Here is a 25339-nt window from a genome sequence, read left to right as displayed (position 1 = left end):
TATGCGAGATATATTACCATAAGAGTGAACTACTCACCACTTAGCTAAAGCTTGAAGTGGGAGCTTCTCAGTTCCACGACGAAAGCCGCCTTTCGTCTCCCTGAGCGTGACTTCGGGTCGTTCCAACCCTAGATGTCCGACAATTCGGAGTTCTTTTGTACCTTGGATATTTTACGCATGGAAGGATCAGCTTGGTTTTCGCATTTTATTTTCTCCATGCAACCTCCTACATCCAGTTATGAAAGAACGACATAGGTTTATTTTACCACAGGGTCACATACTGTCCAGTCATCAGAAGAGGACAAAGGGTTACAGTTCAATTATTATTTGGAAAGAACTTAATTCGGTATCATACTTAGCAGGTGATCAGCACATAGCTATTAGACATGTTATAGATTTCTTAGAAAACAGCCATCCTTTATGAAAGTACGCCGGCTGTAAAATTAATTGTAACCCGCTTTTAGCGAATTGGTCTGGAGATGGTGAAACCTATCGAGATTTAAAGCGGAATCCGCCAAATACGGTGAGCACTCGTTGTCGCCACTCTCCTTTATGAAAGCCGATCGCGGACAAAAGTTTGTTTTGTGCTCGCTCAACAGTGCGTCAGGCATGTGAACGGTTGGAAGCAGCTTGCCGACACCAATGCCATTGGCGGTAAAAAGAGAATGGGCAACCAGTGGCAATCCCTCTGCCCGCTTAACACACCTTTCATTTTTCATAAATCACCATTTCATCGCGTTCGATTTGCCGCTCGATTTCTTGGTTCAATGAATCACAAAACAGCACGTCGCACGAATATATGCCAACAATGTCGTCAATATCACTGATCACTTTCCACTTTTGCTTTCCCGTATAATCAATGCACAGATCGATATCGGAATGATGCCGCGCCGTATTTTTTGCGCGCGAGCCAAATAAAATATCTCTTTCTCGCTTTGAACATACGCGATCAGACGCTCAAAAACATTTTTGTTAATTCCATGCGTCACGATCGATCACTTCTTCTTTAATGTTTTGCAACAATGCTTCGATTTGCTGAACGTACTCATCAACAATTTTTTGTTTGATCTGTTCATCATCCTCTTCATTATATACATGAGCCGTTACATTGCGCGAACTTAATATATCGTTCCATATATCGATATTTCAATCCAGCCTTCCTTGAAAGCTTGCCGATAGCACGCTCTTGGGCTGTGTAACTCCAAACCGGACGCCTTGAAAATTTTCGACAGCAGCTTCCAAAGCTGATCTTCGAGAATTTCATATTTTTTACGATTGAATCTCGATATACTTCTTTCATTAATTCATCTTCCGCTGCCACTTGTTGGGAAGCGGAAATGACGTTCTTTAAATGCAGCAATAAGCGAAACGCATATTGATATGATAGAACGATCCTTGTCAAATAAGTCGCTCATCAAGGACCTCCTTTTATAGCATTATATTTCTTTATTGACTATCATGCGTAGATATTCATACTCTTTGTCAAATGCTTCGTGCAGTCTTCCTTGTTCATATTTGGTTAAATAGTTCAACATTTGTTCAATGGTTGCAATTCTCATCGTTATAAACAAGTAGTCAGAAGCGTCAGGATCATTTAATGCGCTTTTGTACTTTTCAAGTTCCAAAAAACGCTCCATCACTTCTTTAAATCCTCTAATAGACCTCTCCTCTTTGTAAAGAAAATCACGCTCAAATTCGTTGTCCTGCTTATATTTATCAATCTGCTTGTCCCGTATTTGTTCAGCAAAATCAGCTTTTCTCTGAAGCGGTCCAAACCGAAATTTATTTCTCCACGCTAAAAATGTGCTTTTAGGCACACCTAGCTCGCTAGCTCCTTCAGTGGGAACTACATCTCTTACTACGCAAAGTTCATACATAATCTCTTTTAACGGCTTACTGTATTTTTTCTCTACGATTTCTTGATATTCTTTATTTGTCATCATTCAGTCCCCCCATCCTTTTAAAGCAAAAATTGCTTTTCCCATTCACTCTGTTTGCTTTCAGTATATCTCATTTTGCCTAACAACGCGATTTTTCACAAAAATCACCATCAAGAATATAGTCCATCGATATTGTCACTATGGGGAAATGAAAAGAGAAATTCAATATCAATAGGAAATATCGCTACTATTCGTATCATCATTCAACATGACAACAAAACCATTGAACAGAAAAAATCACAGACACATCTTTACTCCTTGATTATAAGCATTAAGATTAGACGTGCCTGTGCATAAGTCAATACTATGAAAAACGAACGCACCTTAATCATTAAGTTTTATAAAAGCATCAATATAACCATTCAAAGTCTTTAAACAATGCATTGGTAACGGCCATTTTGTAGAAAACTCATAAGTTAAATTGTCCCTTCTCAAATGGTGACACATAATTGCTAGACGATCTCTCTCCTCTTGCGAATCGCACCCGCTCACAATTAATTCTACATTTTGTTGCTTTCCAATATGGTCCGTTCTATATACTTTTACGAAGCTTTTCTTTGCCTTCAATGAATCAGGTCTACTTCCGATACTGTAGTAAATCCCTTTATCATCACGGAACAATCCCGAGCTTTTTGTAATCTCGTCCTTATTGGTTGTAATATCGTAGTAAGGCACTTCATCTGCATCATTAATGCGTATGACCTTAATTCGCTCATTCCATTTTAATTGATCGTTTTGCAAAGGGAGCTGGTCAACCCTTATTTCCTCATTTAGAAGCTCAGCCCATGTTTTACGAGAGCGCAATGCAGCATCGAGCAATAAGACGATTGTTTTACTTGGATGTTCTTCCAACAAAAACTCCATTTCTTGTTCAATCCAAGAGCATATTCTGTCAGTTGATACAACAGATTTTTGGATCGATTCTGCATTTAAAGATGTAATAGCGCAATCAATAGGCAACCAATCTTTGTCAATATATTTTTTAATATACTTTCTATTATTATCGATTTTGCATAATAATGGAATGACTCTGTTCCCTTTTTCTGATTTATAATTACTGACTCCTATAATTAGTTCATCTTGATTGATTGTTTTACTAAATCCTTTATCGGACAGCAGGTCTAAAACGCTGTTCTTAACTCGGCTATTATTTCTTTTTATTATATCTTCAAGATTTTTTGCCGTGCCATTCTCATCTTCTAACGGATAAATAAATTGTGTAATTCGTCCCGCTTCCAACATACCTATGCGAATGGCATCTTTAGGATCTTTCTTCTCGGTCATCAAGTTTTGATTATAAGGAAAAATTTCAATCAATGCCATAATCGGTTCATTGGCTTTTCGGTGCTTGAAAAACTGTTTGAGTTCCTTGATGCGTTTTTTGACTGCTGCCTTATCTTCTCCATCTAATTCTTTGACAAGATCGCCTAATTGCAGATGCAATATTTGAAACTCAACTTGAGAGCGTTGCTGTACGAATAAGTGATCGTCTTTTTTCTCCAAATTCAACAGACTCACAATTTCTGCTTGAACCCGATCAAATAACTTTTCGTCTTCCGTATAAATCTCAAATGTCAACCGCTCTGTTGAAAGCGGAAAAAGCAGTATACGTTCTTTTTTATTATAACGACTTGGTACTTTTGGCAATTTGTCATTTAAAATTAAATTCGGGTATTGTTGGGTAATGACTTTAAAAAATTCTCGGCGTGTCGGCAGGCCGACTCCCGATTTTAGCTTGCCCGTCGGATTTCCAACAGAATGAATTGATTCATTAATCAACGCGATCACATCGCGGCCCGTTTCCGGAAAATATGCTTTTGGATTTTTTAGTAAATTATCAATTGAAAATCCCTTTTCCTCTGTTAGCATATCAACAAAATGCTTTTCTATGTCGCTAGACCATTCCACAGCATTCTTTTTCCTTTTTATGCTCATATGGGCAAAAGAGCGGCCTTCCGTGTTTAAGTAAGGGTTTGCCGTTGAAAGATATACAGATATATTTTTTCCGCCCTTTAGATATAGAGTGCCATCTTCACCGATCAACGGAGAACTGACGACTTTTCGTATAGACGATTTGATGTTCAAATATTTTTGCGCCCCATGAAGCGCCCTTGTCGTTAGTTTAAAATGGATGACATACATAAAATGTTCGCCAGCCACTTCTATTACATCCGACATCACTTCATGTCCTTTATCTGTTCTTACATGCTTAAACTCTAACGTCATTTCATCGGATTTAATAAAATAGCTTCTTTTACAAAAATCATGGGCATAAGCCCCTGGAATCACATCATATTGATACGGTTGATTCAATACATCTTTCCTGTAAAAATGTTTCCATTGTGGCAATGAGCATTGATTTCGAACTGTTTCAGGCAAGTCTTTCACGTCTTTATTTAATTCAATCGAAAGCCATTTTACAAAAAGCTGATGAATAATACGTACATCGATTTGTTCACTCGCAATAATCCACGGCTTAATTCCTTGATCGATTACTGTGTTGAGCGCCAAAACAGAAACAAGTTGCGGGAACTTAGATTGCAATAGTTTTGAAAAAGAACCGATGTTTAAACTATATTTATAATCGCCAACTTTATAACTTTTTAAGAACTCGCTCCATTCATTTGGCAGTTCCAATTGATACAATTCGATATTGGGCAAACAATTCTCCTCATTTATTAAAAACGAGTGTAATTCAAGTTGTTCCATGCTTTTCAAAATCCTTTCTATCAATAATGAATCATTTTTTTCTCAAGGCGATTTAAGCTGTCGATAAACGGCCCGTATAACGCCTGAATAATGGGATCGGCAGCTTGTTGAGTTAAAATGCTGTTCCAAGATTCAAGCATGCTTGTCCTAGGAGTATCCTTTTCGCCTTTTAAGTAATTAGGCGCAAATTTAGCGTCTATGTAAAATAAACGCGCATTGGTACCGCCCCGAAGCAATCGGCCTGCCATTTGCCAAACTTGTATAAATGTAAACCAAGAAAGTATTTCTCTCTCTTTATCTTCGAGAATATTCCAGAAATCCGGCTCTTTAATCATTTGTTCAAGCTTGGCAATGCTCATTCGTTTTAGTTCTCCCACTGCTTTACCGTATTGTAATCCTTTATAATCCACTCTTTGTAAGAACGACGGGAGAAACGAGTGAAGAATTTGAACCATATAGTTCATATCTCCCGGTACAATATAAGGCCTAATGAAAAAGAAAACAGAACCAAAAAGCGATGCATTTTTACGAAGTTGCAAAATATTATATTCTCTTCCTATTGAGGATAAAGGAACAACGAGCAAAGACGCATTCGTATAGGCGAACTTCTCTATTAATGATTTAGGGAAGTGATATGGTTCCGTTTGCTGATCTTTTGTGAGAACCTTAAACCTCTCCTTCCAATACACATCCTTTTGCAAAGCCTGTGCAACCGCCTCCGTATCTTCGTAAGAATTCACAACGATTAAAAGTCGCCGATCTTCTTCTTTCCAATATTTTAATTCATTCTGGAAAGTATTTTTTAGTGCATTGGTCATCATTTGTAATTTAAAGTGTTTTGATTGTTTATCTTTTGTGCCTGAAATATAAATAGGCTCTCCTGTCTCCTTGGAGATTATAGGCAAGTAAAATTGTTCAATGCTTGGCAACGGCTGATTGGAGGTTAACAGCCACTTAGTTTTAAACGGCAAATGAAAATGCGAAGACCCAGGAGCATAGCTTGTACCTGATAGAAAAATAATTCCCGGTCCCTCATGATGATCAGGATTTTCATATAGGTTATGCCACTCAGAAAGAAGCTGCCTTCCAACCCCAATATATTCCATGAATTTAAATTTGTTTTCTTCAGGCAAAAAGCGATACCCTATCATCATTCCTGTCATCGTTTCCGGAACAAAAGGTTTTAAATCTCTTGACTGTATTCTTAAAAACTCATTTAAGTCTGCCTCAATCTCCAAATATTCCCTGACTGAAGGAAAATGCTGAATTAAATATTTAATATAGTAGTCAATTTGCGCTAAATATAGTAAAAATTCTACTTGCCTCTTCAGCAACTCGTCATCGCCGACATCCTCTTTATTTTTGCCAACCAATCTAGATAGAAAATGATCAATAATGCGGCTTGTTTCTTTGGTTGGGTCCCCCCGCAACAGCTGATCCACTATCGAAACTAATTCATCCACTTCCATCGGCTCGTCAATATATTTTTTCAGTTTCTGAAACAGTTCACCGCTTCCGTTAACATCTATCTTTTCGGCTATTTTCATTAGTAAATAATATGTGTGAAAAAGTTTATCTGATAAAAACTTTCTTAACGTAAACGAACGCGACAGCAAATTATACACTTTTAAAATTAGTTGGTTTAATTTAGCCAAATGATTCGTCCATTTATAAACCTCATTGTTTTCCATATGAGACAATAAAACATACCGGTTTTTTATTTTTTCTAATTGATCATATAACGAGTGTGAATTACCAAATAAATCATATTCAGTAAAAAAAGCTTCCTCAAAATCCTGCTGAGCTTTGTCTGCCTCATCAATGAAAACGACATCTAACAAATCATACATCGCTTCGTAATAAATTCGATTATAAGGATCTGCCATTTTCGGAATTCTCGACTTCAATACGCTTTGCGAAGTAGCTACCCAAACTTCCGCTTCCGCTAGTTGGGCTGATAGGGCATGTACCCCGCACTTTGTATATAGAGGACAGATTCTCACTTTCTCCCCTTCTAAAATCGATTGACACGGAAGGTTCGTATTATGTTCGTCCTCGTAGTCTTGTGCCAATGCCTGGATGATGCAAGCTCCAGATAAATAGCCGAACAACTCATAGTCTTTTGCATCCCAATCCGATACGTCTTCGATTTCGTTTTGAAAAGACCTCATTTGATTTTCGAGATTCACTCGCTGTGTTGAAAATCCTGTAATCGGCACCGCCTTGATGTTTAATTTTCGCAACTGCTTTACTCTATCCAAAACACGTTCAACAGTTGATTCGATAATCCCAACTTTCATCATTTTCTTTTTTGTCAAAAAATAAGTAGCCAAAGTAATAAAGGTAGATTTTCCTGCTCCTAATCCTCCAGCAATATGTTGCACCTCGTAAAAAGAAAGCTCCTTTTGAGAAGAAAAGGGGGTCACTGTAAATTGCTTTGCTCGATTCACCCAGTTTTTGCCTGATATTCGTTCCATTTCCTTTGCAATTTCTTCAAATGACACGTTCTCTGTTAATTTCACTTTCATCTTTGGACGATATAGACATAATCGTGGAACATTCTCTGTTTGGAAATGTAATGGAATCGTAAATTTATATGTTTCCTCTCTTTTCCCTTTTTTTCTTATGTAACATAACTCTTTCTCAAAAGGGGCAAAGCTCTCCATGGTTTCAACCTTTTTAAGTGGTTGATGGAGAATGGAAGTATATAATTTCAAGCGCTCCTTATGGAGGATATATGGAACCTGGTCTACCGCATATCCATCATGAATAGAAAAGAGACGAATTTTTATATCTATCATTTCATATTGCTGTAAATTCTGTTGCCATAAAGTTCTATTTCTAAAATAAGGAAATAGAATTTGCAACCTTGAAATTATTTGATAATCCCTTTCGGAAAGATTGTTCGGTATAATTGGATGCCCATGTTTCGTTGTAATGGCCCATACATCATATACGTTTATTTCTTGGGCAAATTCCTTTACCCCGAACAAAAACAGCTCCGTGAACACTAAAATTTTCGCTAGCGTTTTATCCCCTAAATACTCAGACATTTGTTTTCTCAAGTCCTTTGTTAGTGCATAAACCGACTGACGCATTATATCATCAACATCCTATCCATTTTTTTAATACATTCTCTTTCTAGCATTACTTCAAACGGGAGATGCAATCCGAGTTCTTGGATTCTTGCACAAAATCGCTTAATATATCCCGGCTTTAACCTTTCGCGATAATTAGGAATAACAACAATACTACGCATATGATCGACATATTTTTTAGTATCTTGGCTGTTAAAGTAATCTGCCAGAAGATGCGGATGTGCGTAATCTTTCATATCCAAATAGAATGTTATATGATCTTTTTTTACACTAATATCAAACTTATCGATGTCGGGATAAAGCATGACATCCGCATTTTTGTACTTTTTCTTCAACTTGTGGAATAATTCAAGTTCCGCTTTCCCAGGCAACAATACAAACCGTTGAATCCCTTTTTTTAAACGATAATAAACCGTCCCCGTACACTTAAGTGTTTTCGTATTATTAAAATCGCTTAATTGTCTGCAAAGTTTTGCGCACGTAAGCTCCCCTTTTTTCCTTTCTAATGTCCATCCGCAATAGGGACAAATTTCAATGTCGTTGTCGATATTCATTTTTTCATAACAAGCTTCAACTAAGTTGGCTAACTCTCGTGCAAAATCCATTTTAAAACTCTGTAACTTCATATAGTCAATAATGGGGTTTTTAGTAAGAAACGTTCGAATTTTCGTGTATTCCTCATTTAATGAATGGTCACGGCAATACTTTAGGATTTCCTTCATAGTTTTTTGTTGCTCATTTTCAATCGAACCGACCATTTCAAGCCATTCTTGAAAATAATCCGATAAACCACCCACATCTTCAATTAAGTATAAGTCACTGTCAAACCTTGAGCATATGGAATCAATCCGCCATTCGTGTAATGGTCTTTTAAGAAATGTTACTAACTCAGGAATGATGTTTTTCGGAAAAGGCTGTCCTGATTCACTACATAAGCGGATTAATTGCAAATGACCTTTTCTTAGTTCGTTTGGTATAACATCCTTTTTTTGCTGCCATTTTTGAATGCCGACAGCGAGGTTATATATCATTTGTTCTGCTGGCTGCATTTCATTCACCTTTCACTTAGTAGTTAGTTGCTTTTACTATAACAAAAAAGATGCGCCAAATTTGGCACACCCTTATGTGTATAATTGGTTCATTTTATAGATTTCTTCCCGAACCATCTCAACGAGTGAATCCGGCTGCAATACTTTCGCTTTGCTCCCAAGCGTTAAAATCCACTTTACCAACCCTTCGCTTATTTTTGCTTTTGTTGTTAGTACACAATGTTCTTCATCTAAAGTCTTTATATCCGCTTCCAAACCAAACCTATCTATAAATAAATTGATTAAATCGTTATGAAATTGAATCTTCACCCACTCCTCTTTTCCCGAATACATATTAAACGAATGGTGAACATATTCGGTTGCATTAAATGCTTCTTTTTTGAAACGCTTCTCTGTTACCGTTACATTTCTCATTCTATCCAAGCGATAGTGCCGGAATTCCTGATAGTATTGTCCAATTAAATAATAATAATCATGATGCCATATAAGGGCGTACGGATAAACTTCATACACTTCCCCGTCTCGCCGCAAAATAAATTGTTTTTGCACATTGTACATTCCGTACTGAAAATGAATGACCCTTTGTTCAGAGACAGCCTTATGCACCTTGTCAATATGTAGTTTGATTAGGTTGTAATCAAGATTGCTGCTCTGTTGAAAAATTAACGGATCTGGCATAGATTTTGCTATATGATTGCTTGTCAGTTTTTTTAGTTTTCGAATTAATGTTTTTTTCTCCGCTTCCGTAATAAAACGCGCGGACAATACCGCATCCGCAAGCAATCGAAGCTGGTATGTTTCAAATAATCTTGTTTGATGACTATAAAAAATTTTTCCATACTTCCCCTGATTCTCGATTACCTCAAATCCTTGATTATTTAGCGCCTCAATATCTCTTTTCAAAGCTCGCTGATCCACTTTGTATTCCAAACCAAATACAGCTGTTACCTTATCAACCAATTCATGAATCGCAAGCTCATGGTCCTCATCTGTTTCGTAAAATAAAATTTCTTTTAATTTTAATAACCGCTGCGCACTAGAAATATCAGACATTGTTTTCCCTCCACGCAACACTATGCTATAACTTTATTTTACCAATCAAATACTTTTTTATTTAAGGGCATAAAATTGAGAAAATGCACGCCTACAGGCAACGAATGTGAAAAGATCTTTTCCCTTTTTAACTACTCCAGAGTTTTCATGTTTATTACTAGATCTCCTGTTCCAACATATTTCTTCACGTTTCAATTCCTTATAGGTACGATAAAAACGAGGAACGATTATTGAAGATCTTTCATTTGTTGATAATGATGGGAATGTTTATTACGTATTCATGGTGAAACATGCAAAAGGAGATTTCAGACGATGATTAAAATCGGTGACCGTGTTTACTGTAAATCGGATATGTATTCCAGATTTGGAATAGTGGTGTATATCGATGAGAAGCTGTTGTACGTTAATCATCAGTTCCCTGTTCAAATCCAACTAGATGAGCCAGATACCGATGGCCACAGACTAAAACGATTCAACCTCAGAGAAATCAAGGTTCAACAATAATACGACCAGCACCTAAATCACGCTCACCACCAAGTGGGCGTTTTTTTATTTACGACTGTACGTCAAATGGTATATACTGTTTGTAATACAATTTATAGGAGGTGCTGCCATTGATTCGTAACAAGCTAAAAAAGATATGTGAAGAGAGAAACATTACGATTGCAGAAGGTTGTCGACTTACTAACTTAGCAAGATCGGTTTTTGGACGTATTTACCGTAATGAAGTAGTAAACATAAATTTAGATACGATTGATGCGATCTGCAAAGGTTTGGATATTGAGATTCACGATTTTTTAGCATACGTACCGGACGATCTGATGACCAAAGAAGACGTTGCCCATGTTACAGAGCGAGAAATGGCAGTCAAGGCGACTAGGAATATGCGTAAGAGAAACGCTAGAAAAAAGGCGAAGTCAACGGAAGAATGATGTAAAATTACGCTTCAGATTGGCGTATAACGCGTTTTAAATGATAGGGTAAAGGGGATAAAATTCCTAAAATGAATTGGGGGCAAGGAGAAGTCCTATTATGAAGAAATTCGAGTATAAAATCGTTAGATATAAAATTGAAAAAGGTTTATTCGATAAGGAACCAGATCCGGATAACATATTGAATGAAATGGGCGCACAAGGATGGGAGTTAGTTAATGTTATTACAAATGGTTTAGGTGGAGTAAGTGGAGCTTCTGATACTTTATATTTTATTTTCAAACGTGAAAAACAATAGGCGGTGGTTATAAACCTACCGCCACTTTCTTGTTACTAAGGTAGTGTAACGTAACTAATGCCAACTGAAAAGTGTATGTAACTATTTCTTAGTTAACGCAAAGTGATTCTACCAAAGTAAAAACGACAATCTTTTGCAAGTACATATGAATTATAACCCTCTGCAATTGCCGTTGCACCAGCCCCTATTGCTGTTAATGTTGCTACAATAGGTCCCCATCCAGTCGGTGCAGTAACCGCTGCAACTACAGTTGATGTAAGAGCCGTTCCTAATGCGGCAGCAAGTCTTATTTCGGAACCTCTAAGATTATTCACTGTATTTCTGAAACTTTGAAGATCTGAACTATTATTTGACGTTTCTACCGGATTTTTAGATTGTCCATCACATTGTACAACCCATATTTTTTGTGTATATACATAGTATTTAAATCTACCACTTACGTTAGATCCGCTGTCAATTAATGAAAAAGACGCTGAGGCTACCTGAGCAGATTGTAATTGCGCAGTGCTGTTTTGAGATTCAATAGTTTTTGAGTTTAAAACATCTTTTTCCAGTTTACTTTTCGAGTCTAACTCAACAGTTTGAAACGAATTATCTTTTTTATTAAAAGTAGATTTATAAATCTTTCCGGTTTGTTTATCAACAACTTGTACTACACGTTGCTGTTTATTATCTTTTATGATTTCGATTTTAACGTCTTTATTAGCATCTAAATTCTCAATTTTTTGCATCTCTAAGCTAGATTCGGTAGTCTCTGCGCGGGCAAATAATGATACGTTCGTTCCAAATAAAATAAGTACAGCAAAAAACATTAGGAAAAATTTTTTCATAATAGTCCCTCTCCTTTTAGAAAATTATTTTTATCTCATATACTTAACAGATATAACTGTTAAATACACGATAAGACCAGTACTTAGTATGATAGCAAACAAATTTCTATCAGATGTATTATCTGTGAAGTTTCTCTTTATGATAATTCCTAGTAAAAAAGCAATCACTAAAATAAAAATAAAAGGGAAAAGTGAACTAATATTAAATGTTTTTAAAGATTCATAGTGGTTGGTCAGCCAAAGTGTTAGGAAATATAAACAAAAGTAAAAACACACACTTATTATTGTGAACAACGTAGCTTTTTTCATTATCTACCCACCTTCTTTATAAAAACTTAATAATAACATAATATAAAATATTTTCAACATATTCAATATTATTGTAAAAATTTTATTTATTGCTACAATCTGAATAGGTTAGTATTGGTGTAGCTGATATCACCGCTGAATTAGATGCAAAAAAATCCACCTTCAAATAGGTGGTAATAAATAATATAGTAGAAATCATAATTATTTACCTCTCTAGGCTTTTCCCTGCTTCGTACGCATCCCGTAGCCAACGAATCATAGCATCGATCATCCGGCTCTCCCTTACCGTCGCTACAGTGCTAACCTCTGCTGCTTCATTTCAATTCCTTATAGGTACGATAAAAATCACAAGAATTCACTGACAAATCAGCATTTTACTTCTCTGGAACAATTCGTAAATTTTATTATATCGAAACCCATATTTTAGCGCAATGCCTTGCTGGACGACGGTTTCGCCAAAAAGCAACATGTCGTCGATCCCCCGGGATTTTTGCACGATTGGAGGTCGACGACATTAATTTCTCTCCTTAAGCCGATTTTCTTAGTAAATAATTATTACTAGTTCCCCTCGCCCGCTTTCCACACTTTTCAACCGCTTTTCCATCCTATTTAATCGCTTTCCGATTTTCGAATTTCCTTCCTGAAAATGGAGTTTGTGAAAACACGATTTTGAGCAAATACTAGATAATGGTTAATAATCGGTGGAGAGTTTACAAACCATTTATAATCATTCTTTCACTATCAACCATGCTACACAACCGCTTTCTCCCCATCATCCCTCCCTCCCCTGTTTCTTGTAATATCGTTTACATAAACCAATTATATTAGTAGTTTTCTAAATGATACGTTTTTGAACATAAAATGAATTTTGGGCATTTTGTTCATAAAAACAAAGGATATCCTGATCATGAGCCACGGAAGTTGCATCCTCATTATATACTAACACATTCCTCTTTAACAAAATATTTACAATCTATTGATGTACGATTAATAAAAGCTTCCTATTAGTAATGATAAATCCCATATTAGGGGGAGAGAAGCGTGAGTGTTGTGTTAAGTCAAAAGATGGTGGGCATTGTGCTTGTCGGCTCGCTGGCCGTAGAATCGGTTGCAGTTGCGGCACGTGACGAGGAAAAAAAGCAAGAAAAGGCACCTGTCAAAAACATCATCATGATGGTAATGGAAACAAAACGACCAAATTGCCAGCCAACCAAAACATGATGACGATCGGCAATAAAACGTACGAGCTCCAAGGACTGAACATCTATATGGCCGAGCGCTTCTGGGTGACAAAGAAAGCCGTTTCCCTCTTCCCAAAAGCGAGATAAACAAAAACGGAGCGAATAGCGCTGAGAGCTAGACAGCACCTTATTTCTTTTGAAAGGACAAGATATCCATTCTACAAAAAAGGTTCAGACTCAGCGTCTGAACTTTTTTTGAGATATGGTAGAACGTTAAGCGGGACCCCTATATGGGCTCTTGCAGCTAGAGATCCGAGAAAACGTTCTATATTCATAATTTTTCCATTTTTCGCTTTGGCTCCGTCACTCTACCAATAAAAGCAGATTGATAAATGTTTCTAATATCTTCTTCCAGCAGCGGCAAAGGACTTCGCGCTAATAGTCTTTTTTGCTGAACGGCATCTTGAGTTAAGCTCTCCAACGCTGTTTCAGGTATATGAAAACCGCCCAGCGTACTCGGAATGCCTACCTCTTTCACTAGTCTCTCAAGCTCTTCCACACAGCGATAAGAAGCTTCCTCCTCAGAGAGATAAGCGGAATTCCCTCCTAAAGCATTCAAAATATCGGCCATTCGTTTTGTGCAGCTTTGGCGAATGTATCCCATTACATATGGCAATAACACAGCGTTGGATTCTCCATGAGAAATATGAAATTGTCCGCCTAAAGGATAGGCAAGGGCATGAACACCAGCCACCCCCGCATGAAAGAAAGCGAGTCCTGCTAAATAGCTGCCATTGCTCATGTCGATCCGAGCTTGTTTATCGTTTCCGTCTGCGACCGCTTTTCGCAAAGACCGCCCAATCAATCGTATCGCTTGAAGAGCCAAGCCATCTGTTGTTGGGTTGGCGTGGACAGACACATAGGCTTCCACTGCATGGGTCAATGCATCAATACCGGTAGCCGCTGTGACGCGAGGAGGCACAGTAACGGTCAATGCTGGATCGACAATGGCTACATCCGCTAAAAGATAATCATGCGTTACTACATCTTTCGTCGTTTCCAAAGAAAGAACGGAAATATTGGTCACCTCCGAACCGGTTCCTGAGGTAGTCGGAATCAAAATTTTCGGCAGCCCTTTTTGCTGGACGGTTTTGGTGCCGGTCAAGTTTAAATAATCAGCAACAGTTCCCTCGTGTACAGCCAAAACAGCCGCTAATTTTGCTAAATCTAATGAGCTTCCCCCGCCGATTCCGATCACCATATCAAACTTGCCTTGGCGCGTCATAGAAACGAGCTTCTCTCCTACTTCTAACGGCGGCTCTGGAACGACATCTGTGTATAGCTCCACCTCGTATCCTTGTTGGATCAAAGGACCTGTTACTCGTTGAATGAAGCCGATTTTCTCAAGTGCAGGATCTGTGACGACAAGAATCCTCTTCGGCGAAAAACGCCTGACCTCCGGAAGCAATTGCTCCAACGCTCCCCATCCGACATAACTAAGGGATGCAAAAGCCAGCCTAGCAACACTCATGATCTTCTTCCCCTTCTTTATTCGTAGAATCCCTCAGTGGATTTACGAAATTGTTTAAATTGCTCAGAGTCATGTCCAAACCAAACTTGTGAATGGGTTTCCTTCGCTATTCGCCGGATTTTTTCGACGGTATTCATATAACCGAGAGAATCGTAAATAATGCCAGGCGGCTTAATCGGCGGACCATAACTTTCCGTCGTATAAACAGCATCAGAAGCAAGAATAATGCCGCCTGTTTCCGGCAATTCTACATGCAACCCAAGCATCCCCCATGCATGTCCGCTCCCAAAATTAAGCACCCTAATCCCTTCCGCCAGTAAAAGATGATCTTCATGCCGCTTTATGGTGTGCCATTGCAGATGATTTTTAATCCAAGCATCAATATCGGCCCAAATGTATGCCCCTTCTTTCTGATTGCGCGCATAACATTGGAGTGTACCATTTAGCTCATCCTCATGCACAATAATCGTCGCGTTCGTAAACATTTCTAAACATCCGGCATGATCAAGATGAAGATGTGAGGCAACTACAAACTTAATATCTTCCGGCCTCACTTTTAATTGCTCTAGCCGATTGTGAAGATGGCACTCTTCGCTCGCCGTCCATGGAAACATTTGCTGCGTCGATTCCGCCCAACGCCCTTGAGGTCCCATTGAAGTGGGATTGCAAGCGGTATCAAAAAGAATTTTGCCTTCTGGATGATCGATTAACACCGTATAAATGGGAAATTCCACAAATTCTGTTGGCGCGTGAGGATTGTGAATCGTCGCTGGATTATGCATGGCGATCATCCAGTTTTTATCCATTCTCATCCTTCCGTTATCCATCACATACAATTTAGGATGCGCTTTCACCATATTCGTCATCAAAATTCCTCCTTCATCTTTTTGATTCTCTCGAATTAAACGAGCGATTTTTCAAACCAGCGCTTACTTTCTATGGAAAGAGGCATCGTTCATGGCATTTGCTTCCCTCCTCTCTTCCTCATTTTTATTACAAGCAAATATCGTGCCAAAGCTAGAAAAGATAGCGAAAAGGCAAACGGGATGGAAATAGAAATGAGGAAAAGGTGAAAAAAATCACCAATAAAAAGGAGAAGCTTAAATATGAACCGAATAAAGGAATTGTGATATTTTTCACCACATGGTGAATTCATTCACCATCTATAAAAATATGGAGGGCTTATATGAAACAAAAAATCATAGATTCTCATATATGGGAAAGCATTTTTTCGTCTATCCATAACGGGGTCATTGTTGTTGATCGCCACAAGAAAATTTTGCTTATCAACTCCTCTGCGAAAAAACTTCTCCAGATCGAAAACCAACATTGGGAAGGGAAAGATATTCGGGAGCTCATCCCAACCACACGGCTTCCCTATGTGTTAGAGAGCGAAACAAGCTCAATTGGAGTAAAAATGAACATAGCGGGCCGCCAATGCCTTGTCAATCGAACTCCTGTGTACCAAAATGGCGAATTGGCCGGAGCCATCAGCGTCCTCCAAGATATATCCGAAATAGAGCACTACCATTCTCTTTTTAAGCAAATGGAAACCATTATTGAATTTTCAACAGATGGAATCTATGTGGTGGATAAGGAAGGAAGAACATTAATGGTCAACTCCGCCTATGAGGAAATCACTGGCTTCCGTAGAGAAGAACTGATAGGCAATCATATGGAGGACCTTGTTAAGAAAGGATATTTTGATCAGTCTGTCTCTCTTCTTGTGTTAAGAGAGAAAAAGCGCATCTCGATTTTGCAAAAAATAGGCGGAAAAAAGGATGTCATCGTCACGGGAAATCCTGTATTTGATCAACAAGGCGAGATCGAGATGGTGGTAACAAGCGTCAGAGACATCTCCCATCTTATTCAAATGAAAGCCGAATTGGAAAAAGCCAAAAGCTTTTTTAAAATGGGGCATCATCGGTATACGTTCTCGATCGATGGTTCAGAAGAAAAAATGGTATTTCTAAGCGATGCTATGAAGAGAATTTTCGAAAAAGTAAAACAGATCGCCCCCTATCCTACAAGTGTTCTGTTAACGGGTCCATCTGGTGTTGGAAAAGAAGTGATTGCCAATCTTATCCATCATTTAAGCGATCGGAAAGACAAACCGTTTATCAAGGTAAACTGCGGAGCGATTCCGGAGCCGCTGCTAGAATCAGAACTATTTGGCTATGAGAAAGGAGCATTTACAGGAGCACGAAAAGAAGGAAAAATCGGTTTATTAGAATTAGCAGACCAAGGAACCATTATGCTTGATGAAATAGGCGAAATGCCATTATCTTTGCAGGTAAAGCTGCTTCGCGTTTTGCAAGAAAAACAAATTCAAAGAATCGGCAGCCATCAAATAAAAACCCTAGATATTCGAATTATTTCGGCCACCAATCAAGATGTAAGGAAGCTAATTTCCCAAGGAACATTTCGCAAAGATTTATATTATCGGCTGCAAGTCGTTGAAATTCATATTCCGCCATTGGCTGAGCGCCCAGAAGATATCGAGCCGCTCTTGGATCATTTTTTCTCTTTCTATTGCAAGCTATATCGCATAAACAAATCCTTATCCCCTGATACAAAAAGCATTTTAAAGCATTATCATTGGCCGGGGAATGTGAGAGAATTAAAAAACTTGATCGAAAGCATGATCGTTTCCGTACCATCACAGTCAATCGAACCTCACGACCTGCCGCCGCATATTGATGAGCGACCACATACAGCGACTTCTCTCACGCTGAAACAACGGGTCGAACAGTTTGAAAAACGAATCATTGGCGAAGCAATTCAAAAGCACCCTTCCATTCGAAAAGCAGCGGAACAATTAGGAGTAGATCATTCGACTCTTGTAAAAAAATTAAAAAAGTGGAATATGAACCTCCATCAATAAAAACCGTGCCAGGTGCCATGTTTAACATCAATAAAAAATAAGCTTTTATTTGAAAGTTTAATTGGTTCTTTTTATTTATGCTCCCACCTCTTGTGACCGCTAAATAAAACTGAACAGAATTCGACTGATTAAATTGAACAGTTTTTTACCAGTTAGAAGCGTGCACTTTACATGGAGTGGCGTACATGACAGCCTCGTTTCATGCGGCTGATTCTTGTTGTTGCTCGCTTTTTAGGAAATATCTTGTACGCAGAGGCTCCATGTCAAGTGATAGGGATTACGCTGGAATTTCCAGAAAAGTGTTCACTCTTATTTAGCGAAAACGGTTCAATTTTTCTCGTCGGTTACACGTTTTCCATCACGCGTGATTCACCGTTTGGAGCCACCCGGTTTTTTCCGTTTTTGGCCTGATTTTTATCGGGCTTGGCATTTTTCAAGCGGTTTATCATTACAAAAATGCTACAGGAAAAAACCGCATGTCCGTGCTGGATATTGTCGACAGCCGCGAAGAACCCGATCCGCTGAACGTTCGATTTGGCCATGAACCAGCGGCCGGAGCGGCAAGAGAGCCGCTATTGCCCCGATTGCGGAAAACAAGTGCATCGCGACTTTCAATTTTGTCCGAGATGCGGGAAAGCTTTATCCCCTTGACGTGAGTCCTGGGGAGTATTTCATAATCTGCGGGCTGCTACGGCGGCGAGGAGGGCTTTACTCGCTTCCTAAACTGTATAGCGATAAAGCGCTTCTAGGTAGGCTGGGACATACCGCCGGCTTGCCCTTCAGCCGCGAGCTTGGGCCGATCTCGTTTCATTTATCGCATGTACCATTGAATCAGCCGCAAGAGCGCCTGATGGCCACACTAAAAAATATCGGTAGCCCCGCCGGAAATCCTCCCTCTTTCGCCGCCAAAACTCGTCGTTCCTTCACGGTTTAACCCATAGCAGCAGCTCGTTATTCTGCTAGCATCTTTATCAACCGCTGGGCTGCTTTTGATAAATGGCGGTCTTTCAGCCACACCAATGCCGTCTCCGAGCATAATGCTGTATCGGTGATCTCAAGGACTCGCAGTTCCTTGCGAATGAAAGGCGGAATCGCCGTCCGCGGCATGATGCTGGCTCCCATGCCGAAAGCGACGAGCGAGAGCACAATGTGGACATCTTGGCATTCGCATACAACATTGGGGCGAATACCGAAACGCCCCCATTCCGCCATCAGCTGCTCATATAGCCCTTCTCCCTTTTCGCGTCGGACGAGAAGAAGGGGAACGTCCGCCAATTCCGTTATCGACACCGCGGTTTGATTATTCAACATTTCCCAAGACGTTGGAGCCACCAACATAAACGGCTCCGTACCAAGCCGAACCATTGAAAGCCCGCTGTCATCAATCGGAAGGCTGACAATCGCCAATTCGATGTCGCGCCGCTCTAAACGCTCGCGAATGCTGAACGGGTCCCCTCCCCACAAGCGAAATGAGACGTGCGGATATTGCTCGCGAAATCGCTGAAGCTTCTCCGGCAAATAGGATGCACACAATAAAGCGACACCGAGCGACAGTTCTCCCCGCACTCCATCCCCTGTTTCTTTGACTTCCCGCATTGATTCTTCCAACACATGTAAAACGTGCCGGGCTTTTTCATACAACACTTTCCCGGCTTCCGTCAATTCCACGCTCTTTTTATTTCGCTGTCTCTCAAGCAGCGTTACGCCAAGCTCTTCTTCCATTAGGCGCAGCTGCTGGCTTAGCGGCGGCTGGGCCATGTTTAGCTTTTTAGCCGCCCGCGAGATTTGTCCTTCTTCTACAATCGCAAGAAAATAACGCAATTGCCGAATGTCCATGGCGATCCTCCTATATAGGCAAAACGTATATATCAACTATTTAATAGATATTTAACATATAATTATAGACATGATATGCTAGAGAAGGCAATACCGCAAAGATCCAACAGGAAGGAGAGACAGATGCACCAACAGCCACTATGGACAAAAAATTTTATTCTCGTCGCTTTTGTGAACTTTTTTACATTTTTTATTTTTTATTATTTGCTTGTCACACTGCCGGTGTATGCCGTCCAAGAACTGCATAGCAGCCCGTCATCCATCGGCTTAATTACGACGATATTTCTCATCGCAGCCATTATGGTACGGCCAATTTCCGGAAAGTGGATGGGAAAGTCCGGGAAGTACGTCATCTTTTTAAGTGCGATGATCATCATGGGCGCCGCTTCGCTTTTGTATTTTTTCGCGCATTCGCTTGTCGGTTTGCTTGCGCTTCGCTTTTTTCACGGTCTCGGTTTCGGCATGGCGACGACCGCTAACGGCGCGATGGTGGCCGACCTAATTCCCGATTCGCGAAAAGGCGAAGGGATGGGCTATTTCGGTTTAACGGTCAATCTCGCGATGGTCATCGGCCCGTTTCTCGGCTTAACGGTCATGCGGCACGGGGCGGCCGCTATGTTTAGTATAAACGCTTTATGCGCACTCGTAGCGATTGCCATCGGGCTATTCATCCGCTTGCCAAAGCAAAACGCGGCCAGCCGCTCCGCCCAAGCGCAGAAAACAGCCGGAAAGCTTTGGGAACGCTCCGCCATTCCTGTTTCCCTTTTGGCGGCTTTTTTTGGGCTGGCGTATTCCGGAATCATTTCCTTTGTTTCGATTTACGCGAAGGAAGCAGGGTTTTCAAGAGCAGCCAGCTACTTTTTTATCATCTATGCAGCCGTTCTCCTTATTTCACGGCCGTTCACCGGAAAATGGTTCGACCGCTACGGAGCGAAGGTGATCATCTATCCGGCCATCGTTTGCTTTGCGCTTGGCACTTATTTGCTTAGCACGGCGACAACCTCGCTTGTTTTTCTTGTTTCTGCCGGGCTCATTGGGCTTGGCTGGGGCACGACGTTTCCGAGCTTGCAAACGATCGCGATTCAAGTCGCTCCGCCGCCCAACAGAGGTTTGGCAACGGCAACGTTTCTATCGATTTTCGACTTCGGATTTGGCATGGGTTCCTTTTTCGTGGGGCTTGTCGCTGCCAAAACAGGCTACAGCGTTTTATATCTTGGCAGCACGTTTCTTATCCTTGCCGGTATCGGGCTGTATTACTGGTTCGACCAACGAAGCGGTGGCAAATCCGGCATAACCGTCCGCCAAACAGGCTGATGGCACCAACCATAAGAAAAGCGCCCCCGAAGAGCGCGCGAACCAAGCTTGACCCTGCGCAGACCGCTCAGCGGCGATGGGACTCAGCGTGTCGCCGCCGCAGTGTGGGACGGAGCCTCTCAAGGCGATGGTGCCCTTCTCTCTGGATCAATTTCCATTTAATAAAAAAATCTCTTCCCCACCCGCCAGAGCATTTTCTATGATGAGAGGGCCTTGTTTATGCTGGATTCCTTTACATACTAGCACTAGGGTGAATAGTTACCAAAAAAGCAGCCAATACTCTCTTTCTATCGGAGTTTTAGCTGCTTTTGGCCGATCCAATCCATCGATCGAGAAACCGGCCTGTCAAATGCTTTTGGCCGGTTCCCTGCGATCCACTTTATCCAAACACAAGGCCGATTGTTCGTTTCCTTTCAATCTAGCAAAGCATCTGACTGATCCCGATTTTCCCCATAAAATCTATCGGAATTTTTGTCCAAAAAGCAATGGCGGCAATGGAAAGCCCATCACGAGGCAATCCGCTGGCCGCCATTATCTTGTTCCGCATGCGATGGGAGGTGCATGCAGCGATGAGCAGCGATCGTACCTGATTATTCCACGCTTTCTTCTTGCGTGCGGATGAATTCTTCGTAAAAGGCAGCAAGTGAAGCATAAACATAAGGAATAAGCCATAATAGTCCGATGCCAAGGGTGAAAATACTTAAAATTCCCCAACCGATAAAGCTCAAATATAATAAAAACAGCTTCCCTTTATACCCTTTCATCCGCTTGCGGCTTTCTGTAATCGCTTGAAGAGCGCCGTATTCCGGGTGATCTTTCAATAAAAAGAAGGTTTGTGAATATGCCAATGATTTAATGATTCCAGGGATAATAAGCAATAGGCTCCAAAGCAAGACGAAAACGCCAAACAAAATCGAGGTGCCGATCAGTTTAAGCGAACGCTTCCCTTCTCCATAAATGGTGAAGATGTTGGCGATGTTAAAATCGCTTCCTCTATATACCTCTAAAAATAACCAATATACTACGATACTGAATGGAATCGCGGCAAGGGAGTACAGGATGTTAAATACATCGGCCGAAGCGGGCGTGTTCTCCTGCTCAAGCCATACGTCCCATCCCCCGCTTATGATGATCTCTATGACCGTCGGAATGAGCACACTCACCAAAAAATAGATCATCATCAATAAAACAGCTGTGCCCCATTTTCCTTTAAGAGACTGCCTTGCTTGACGCTTCAATGCTGATAAACTCATGATGCTTCCTCCTTGTTCATAAAATAACACCTACAGTCCCAATATACGCTGCTCGTTTCCAATTTATCATAGATTTCATAAAATCTCCACCTTTCATAACAAATAATGGTAAAAAATTACCTTTTTTTAAGCTTGTCGTCATGAAGCAAAACAAAAATCGTTCCAACATTGATCGAATCCCCTCACTCCTTCACCATCTTGCGTTTGGCAGGCTTCTATATACAAAAGAAAGAAGCGTTGTTCTTCTTTCGCACAACGCTTCCTTCTTTCTCACTAGTGTGGATTACCTATCATTTCATTTAATGGATAAACCTGATTCTTTTCTATCAAAAGCAAAAAACAGCTCTTTCGCTTCACAATGCTTTCCCGTATTCGAACAGTTCCTTTAGCTCCCACACATATTCTTCCGAGCCCGTAACAATCAGCCGGTCGCCCATGCGCAATTCTGTATCTCCATGAGGAATGAGCGACTCGTTGCCGCGGAAAATGCGGACAATAATACAATCTCCTAAGAATGGAAATTGACGAAGCAAGACCCCATGGTACGCGGAATGATTCATTTCGATTTCATGGAGCGCCGCGTTGCTATCTGTCAGCATATCGACAATATGAGGCGAAACAATGAAGGACTTTAAGACCGCAGCCGCCGAAAGAGCAATGGAAGCTGTTTCAATTCCCTTTGCCTGCAATTCTTGAACGGTATTTGGCGAGTCAACAAAGGCGATGACACGTGAAACTCCCTGCTCCTTCGCCCAAGCAGCCACTTGCGCATTAATTGCTTCATTGCCCGTCAGAACGACTACAACATCCGCAGCAAATGCCCCGTTTTCCTCTAATACCGCAAATGAATAATCTTCAATATCAATAATCGGGAACACATGATCCAATGCCAAAAGCTCCAGCTTTTCTTCTTTAATATGGTATAGGGTCGTCTCGTACTGCTGAGCGTTTAAATCCCGGGCGGCCGCCAATGTAAACTGATTCGTGCCAATCAGCTTCACTGCCATTTTCGGTGTTTCCTCCACCTGCTTCTTATATAGCTTCTTAAACATGATCGGCGAAACGACGCTCGTTAATACGGCCACTAAAATAAGCGCGCCTTTCATATTTTCATCAATCATCCCGAGACGTTCGGCAATGGTCGCGGCGGCAATGACAAGCGACAGTGTGGAAACGAGCAAAAACCCCGAAGCAAGCGTGGTTCTGGAATCATACCAAATACGCAGCAAATAGACAGGCACCACCTTCGAGATGACAAGAGCGAGAAAGAGAAGCGGGATGAGCAATAAAATTTTCGGTTCGGCAAAGAGCGGCCGCAAATCCAAGTTCACTCCAACCATCACAAAAAAGATCGGAATGAAAAAACCATAGCCGAAGGAATCGAGCTTATGGACAAAATCTGGATTGGGCGATAACAACGAAACAAGAACGCCAGCTAAAAACGCGCCTAAAATATTTTCAGCTCCAAGCGACTCCGAGAGAGCCACCAGCACAATAATAAGCGTAAAGACGGCGCGAGTGCCGATTTGAATCGTTCCCTTTGCCATCGTTTCAACAAACGAACGGCGTTTAAAATGTTTCCCGGCGAAATAAAACAGAACGCCAGCAACAAACAAGCCAAGAAGCAGCCACGTATTTCCGCTATTGGATTCATTTGCGGAAACAAAAACAGCCAACAACACCATCGTTACTAAGTCAGCAATGACCGCGATCAGCAAAATCGTCTGGCCAACGGATGTTTTCATCAGCTGGGCATCCTTCAACGTCGGCACAACCACCCCAAGCGAGATCGTCGAGATGATCAGCGTCATTAAAAAGGCATTATCCACGTAGCCGGCCCAGACAAATAAATAAGACAGACCAAGTGATACGAGAAAAATTCCGACAAACACTGTAGAGGCCAGAACAAATGTGTTCGGTTCGTCCTCTTTCTTCTTTTTCGTTTTACGCGCAAATGCCGAAAAATCAATTTCCAATCCGCTTAAAAACATCAGAAAGAGAAAACCAAGTGTCGACAATGTTTCAAGCCACATATCGTACTTAACGATATTCAATCCCGTTTTACCGATCATAATTCCAACAACCGTTTCAGCAACAACAACCGGAATAACTTGGAGGCGAAAACGATGCAGGAAAAGCGGAGTAAAAAATGCGACAACAATGACAATGAGCAAAGATGTAATCGATGAATGCTGCCCCATCATCGTTCCTCCTTTCATTTGTTTTCACCATTATATAAAATCGCGAAGAAGTTTACAATTTTCCCGTCCCTATCCAACCATTGGACGATCTCTTTTTTGAGCTAAAAGCTCGCTCTTTATCATTTGCTTCCTTTCCGCTTGACTCTTTGCGAAAAAATGCTCAAACCCTAGACTTGGTCAGACGCCGGAGTTCATTTTATGGATAAAAATTGCAAATGTTTGGTTACACTAGTGTGTGGCGGCATTTGCCTTTATCCCGGATTTGTGTTGTGCTTAACAACCGATCAGCCGTTTCACAGCACGATTTCATGAAGTACGGGGCGGCGGCGTACCTTCCCGCGGTACAATGGTTCAACCATTTTCAAGTTTGTATGGATGCCACAAAAGAAATTATGAATTTAAAGGAGAAGAGTATGTCAGAAGCAACCTTTTTTGTCACAGAAGCAGTTTCCCAGCAGCCAATTCAGCAAATCGAACAGCTTTTAAACTCACTTGAAGGCGTTGAAAGAGTATTAATCGATACGGCTGATGGGGAAATCAAAGTCGAATTCGACGACAAAAAAATTTCAAAAGAACAAATGATGATTACGTTACAGCAGCATCATTTTCATATCCAGTAAAAAATGGTGATCGACAATGTCCGTTTTGGCTTTGTCGACCACCATTTCAAGTTTTAAAAGCTTCAACCGTCAATTCCAGCATGTCTACCCCGTTTGCTACTCTCATAGATGAACCTCCTAATTGTTCTTTTATGATGAAAAGTACTTACACTATAATATAATGATTTATCATATGTGACATACTCCCCCCACCTACGCTTCGCTTAGAGGTGGGGGCTTCTCGGGTAATCCCATCTCATGATGAGAAGTTGACCGAGCGATCCCCGTGTGCCCCACGGTTCGAGGACAAGTTAGACTATCG

General features: G+C 40.6%; 21 protein-coding genes and 1 pseudogene. 8 read left to right on the top strand and 14 right to left on the bottom strand.

The annotated features are described in order from the left end of the window. Positions 1-708 precede the first annotated feature (708 nt). The 7 genes and pseudogenes from AT864_RS15150 to AT864_RS15120 all read right to left on the bottom strand — a co-directional run bounded on the left by AT864_RS15150 (position 709) and on the right by AT864_RS15120 (position 9849). Positions 709-992, bottom strand: a pseudogene (locus AT864_RS15150) (nucleotidyltransferase domain-containing protein). Beyond that, a complete protein-coding gene (locus tag AT864_RS18415; protein ID WP_231734675.1) occupies positions 973-1125 on the bottom strand; it encodes a nucleotidyltransferase substrate binding protein in 153 nt (50 codons plus the stop codon). Before AT864_RS18415 ends, AT864_RS15150 begins: the two are co-directional and overlap by 20 nt. 311 nt (positions 1126-1436) lie before the next feature. Next, the gene (locus AT864_RS15140) at positions 1437-1940 is read right to left on the bottom strand and encodes a hypothetical protein (RefSeq protein ID WP_231734673.1); all 504 of its coding nucleotides are present in this window, start codon (positions 1938-1940) and stop codon (positions 1437-1439) included. A gap of 324 nt (positions 1941-2264) precedes the next feature. Then, positions 2265-4649, bottom strand: a complete 2385-nt coding sequence (locus AT864_RS15135; RefSeq protein ID WP_082741712.1) for a pPIWI_RE module domain-containing protein — start codon at positions 4647-4649, stop codon at positions 2265-2267. Between the two features lie 20 nt (positions 4650-4669). After that, positions 4670-7747, bottom strand: coding sequence for a hypothetical protein (locus tag AT864_RS15130; protein ID WP_066150346.1), 3078 nt, complete (start codon positions 7745-7747; stop codon positions 4670-4672). Further along, positions 7747-8796 carry a hypothetical protein gene (locus AT864_RS15125; protein WP_066150343.1) on the bottom strand — a complete coding sequence of 350 codons (1050 nt, stop codon included), beginning with the start codon at positions 8794-8796 and terminating at the stop codon, positions 7747-7749. Before AT864_RS15125 ends, AT864_RS15130 begins: the two co-directional genes overlap by 1 nt. A gap of 72 nt (positions 8797-8868) precedes the next feature. Further along, a complete protein-coding gene (locus tag AT864_RS15120; RefSeq protein ID WP_066150340.1) occupies positions 8869-9849 on the bottom strand; it encodes a YafY family protein in 981 nt (326 codons plus the stop codon). Positions 9850-10161: 312 nt separating this feature from the next. On the opposite strand from AT864_RS15120, the gene AT864_RS15115 reads away from it, so the two are divergent. From AT864_RS15115 to AT864_RS15105, 3 genes are all read left to right on the top strand, one after another. After that, a complete protein-coding gene (locus AT864_RS15115; RefSeq protein ID WP_066150337.1) occupies positions 10162-10353 on the top strand; it encodes a hypothetical protein in 192 nt (63 codons plus the stop codon). 110 nt (positions 10354-10463) lie between these two features. Beyond that, positions 10464-10781 carry a helix-turn-helix transcriptional regulator gene (locus AT864_RS15110; protein WP_066150334.1) on the top strand — a complete coding sequence of 106 codons (318 nt, stop codon included), beginning with the start codon at positions 10464-10466 and terminating at the stop codon, positions 10779-10781. Positions 10782-10881: 100 nt separating this feature from the next. Then, the gene (locus AT864_RS15105; protein WP_066150329.1) at positions 10882-11079 is read left to right on the top strand and encodes a DUF4177 domain-containing protein; all 198 of its coding nucleotides are present in this window, start codon (positions 10882-10884) and stop codon (positions 11077-11079) included. Between the two features lie 92 nt (positions 11080-11171). On the opposite strand, the gene AT864_RS15100 is transcribed toward AT864_RS15105, so the two are convergent. Next, a complete protein-coding gene (locus tag AT864_RS15100) occupies positions 11172-11909 on the bottom strand; it encodes a geobacillin-26 family protein (protein WP_066150327.1) in 738 nt (245 codons plus the stop codon). Between the two features lie 1350 nt (positions 11910-13259). Between AT864_RS15100 and AT864_RS15090 the strand changes: the two genes are divergently transcribed. Beyond that, on the top strand, positions 13260-13439 hold the full coding sequence (locus tag AT864_RS15090; protein WP_066150320.1) for a hypothetical protein: 180 nt from the start codon (positions 13260-13262) through the stop codon (positions 13437-13439). Positions 13440-13730: 291 nt separating this feature from the next. Here AT864_RS15090 and AT864_RS15085 read toward each other — a convergent pair whose 3' ends face one another. Both AT864_RS15085 and AT864_RS15080 read right to left on the bottom strand, forming a co-directional pair. Continuing rightward, entirely contained in the window at positions 13731-14930 is a 1200-nt protein-coding gene (locus AT864_RS15085; protein ID WP_066150316.1) for an iron-containing alcohol dehydrogenase, read from the bottom strand. A 17-nt stretch (positions 14931-14947) separates the two neighbouring features. Continuing rightward, positions 14948-15796 (bottom strand): N-acyl homoserine lactonase family protein, encoded by an 849-nt coding sequence (locus AT864_RS15080; protein WP_066150312.1) that lies wholly within the window; start codon positions 15794-15796, stop codon positions 14948-14950. Between the two features lie 320 nt (positions 15797-16116). On the opposite strand from AT864_RS15080, the gene AT864_RS15075 reads away from it, so the two are divergent. Continuing rightward, positions 16117-17814 carry a sigma-54-dependent Fis family transcriptional regulator gene (locus tag AT864_RS15075; RefSeq protein ID WP_066150309.1) on the top strand — a complete coding sequence of 566 codons (1698 nt, stop codon included), beginning with the start codon at positions 16117-16119 and terminating at the stop codon, positions 17812-17814. A gap of 540 nt (positions 17815-18354) precedes the next feature. Next, positions 18355-18465 carry a zinc-ribbon domain-containing protein gene (locus AT864_RS18795; protein WP_244963593.1) on the top strand — a complete coding sequence of 37 codons (111 nt, stop codon included), beginning with the start codon at positions 18355-18357 and terminating at the stop codon, positions 18463-18465. A gap of 300 nt (positions 18466-18765) precedes the next feature. Here the strand turns inward: AT864_RS18795 and AT864_RS15065 are convergent, their stop codons facing one another. Next, a complete protein-coding gene (locus tag AT864_RS15065) occupies positions 18766-19650 on the bottom strand; it encodes a LysR family transcriptional regulator (protein ID WP_066150306.1) in 885 nt (294 codons plus the stop codon). 123 nt (positions 19651-19773) lie between these two features. On the opposite strand from AT864_RS15065, the gene AT864_RS15060 reads away from it, so the two are divergent. Further along, entirely contained in the window at positions 19774-20964 is a 1191-nt protein-coding gene (locus tag AT864_RS15060; RefSeq protein WP_066150301.1) for an MFS transporter, read from the top strand. 590 nt (positions 20965-21554) lie between these two features. Here AT864_RS15060 and AT864_RS15055 read toward each other — a convergent pair. The 3 genes from AT864_RS15055 to AT864_RS15050 form a co-directional block, all read right to left on the bottom strand. After that, positions 21555-22217, bottom strand: a complete 663-nt coding sequence (locus tag AT864_RS15055) for a DUF975 family protein (protein ID WP_066150298.1) — start codon at positions 22215-22217, stop codon at positions 21555-21557. 16 nt (positions 22218-22233) lie between these two features. After that, positions 22234-22386: a hypothetical protein gene (locus AT864_RS18405; RefSeq protein WP_159720030.1), complete on the bottom strand. Its 153-nt coding sequence runs from the start codon at positions 22384-22386 to the stop codon at positions 22234-22236. 184 nt (positions 22387-22570) lie between these two features. Beyond that, positions 22571-24418, bottom strand: a complete 1848-nt coding sequence (locus AT864_RS15050; protein ID WP_066150295.1) for a monovalent cation:proton antiporter family protein — start codon at positions 24416-24418, stop codon at positions 22571-22573. A gap of 269 nt (positions 24419-24687) precedes the next feature. On the opposite strand from AT864_RS15050, the gene AT864_RS18400 reads away from it, so the two are divergent. Further along, complete coding sequence (locus AT864_RS18400) at positions 24688-25038, top strand: heavy-metal-associated domain-containing protein (protein ID WP_231734671.1); 351 nt, start codon at positions 24688-24690, stop codon at positions 25036-25038. The last annotated feature ends 301 nt before the right edge of the window (positions 25039-25339 follow it).

This window comes from Anoxybacillus sp. P3H1B (assembly GCF_001560855.1).
Lineage (GTDB): Bacteria > Bacillota > Bacilli > Bacillales > Anoxybacillaceae > Anoxybacteroides > Anoxybacteroides rupiense.
Note: the sequence above shows the minus strand (reverse complement) of the source record. Positions and strands in the feature narration are given on the sequence as shown.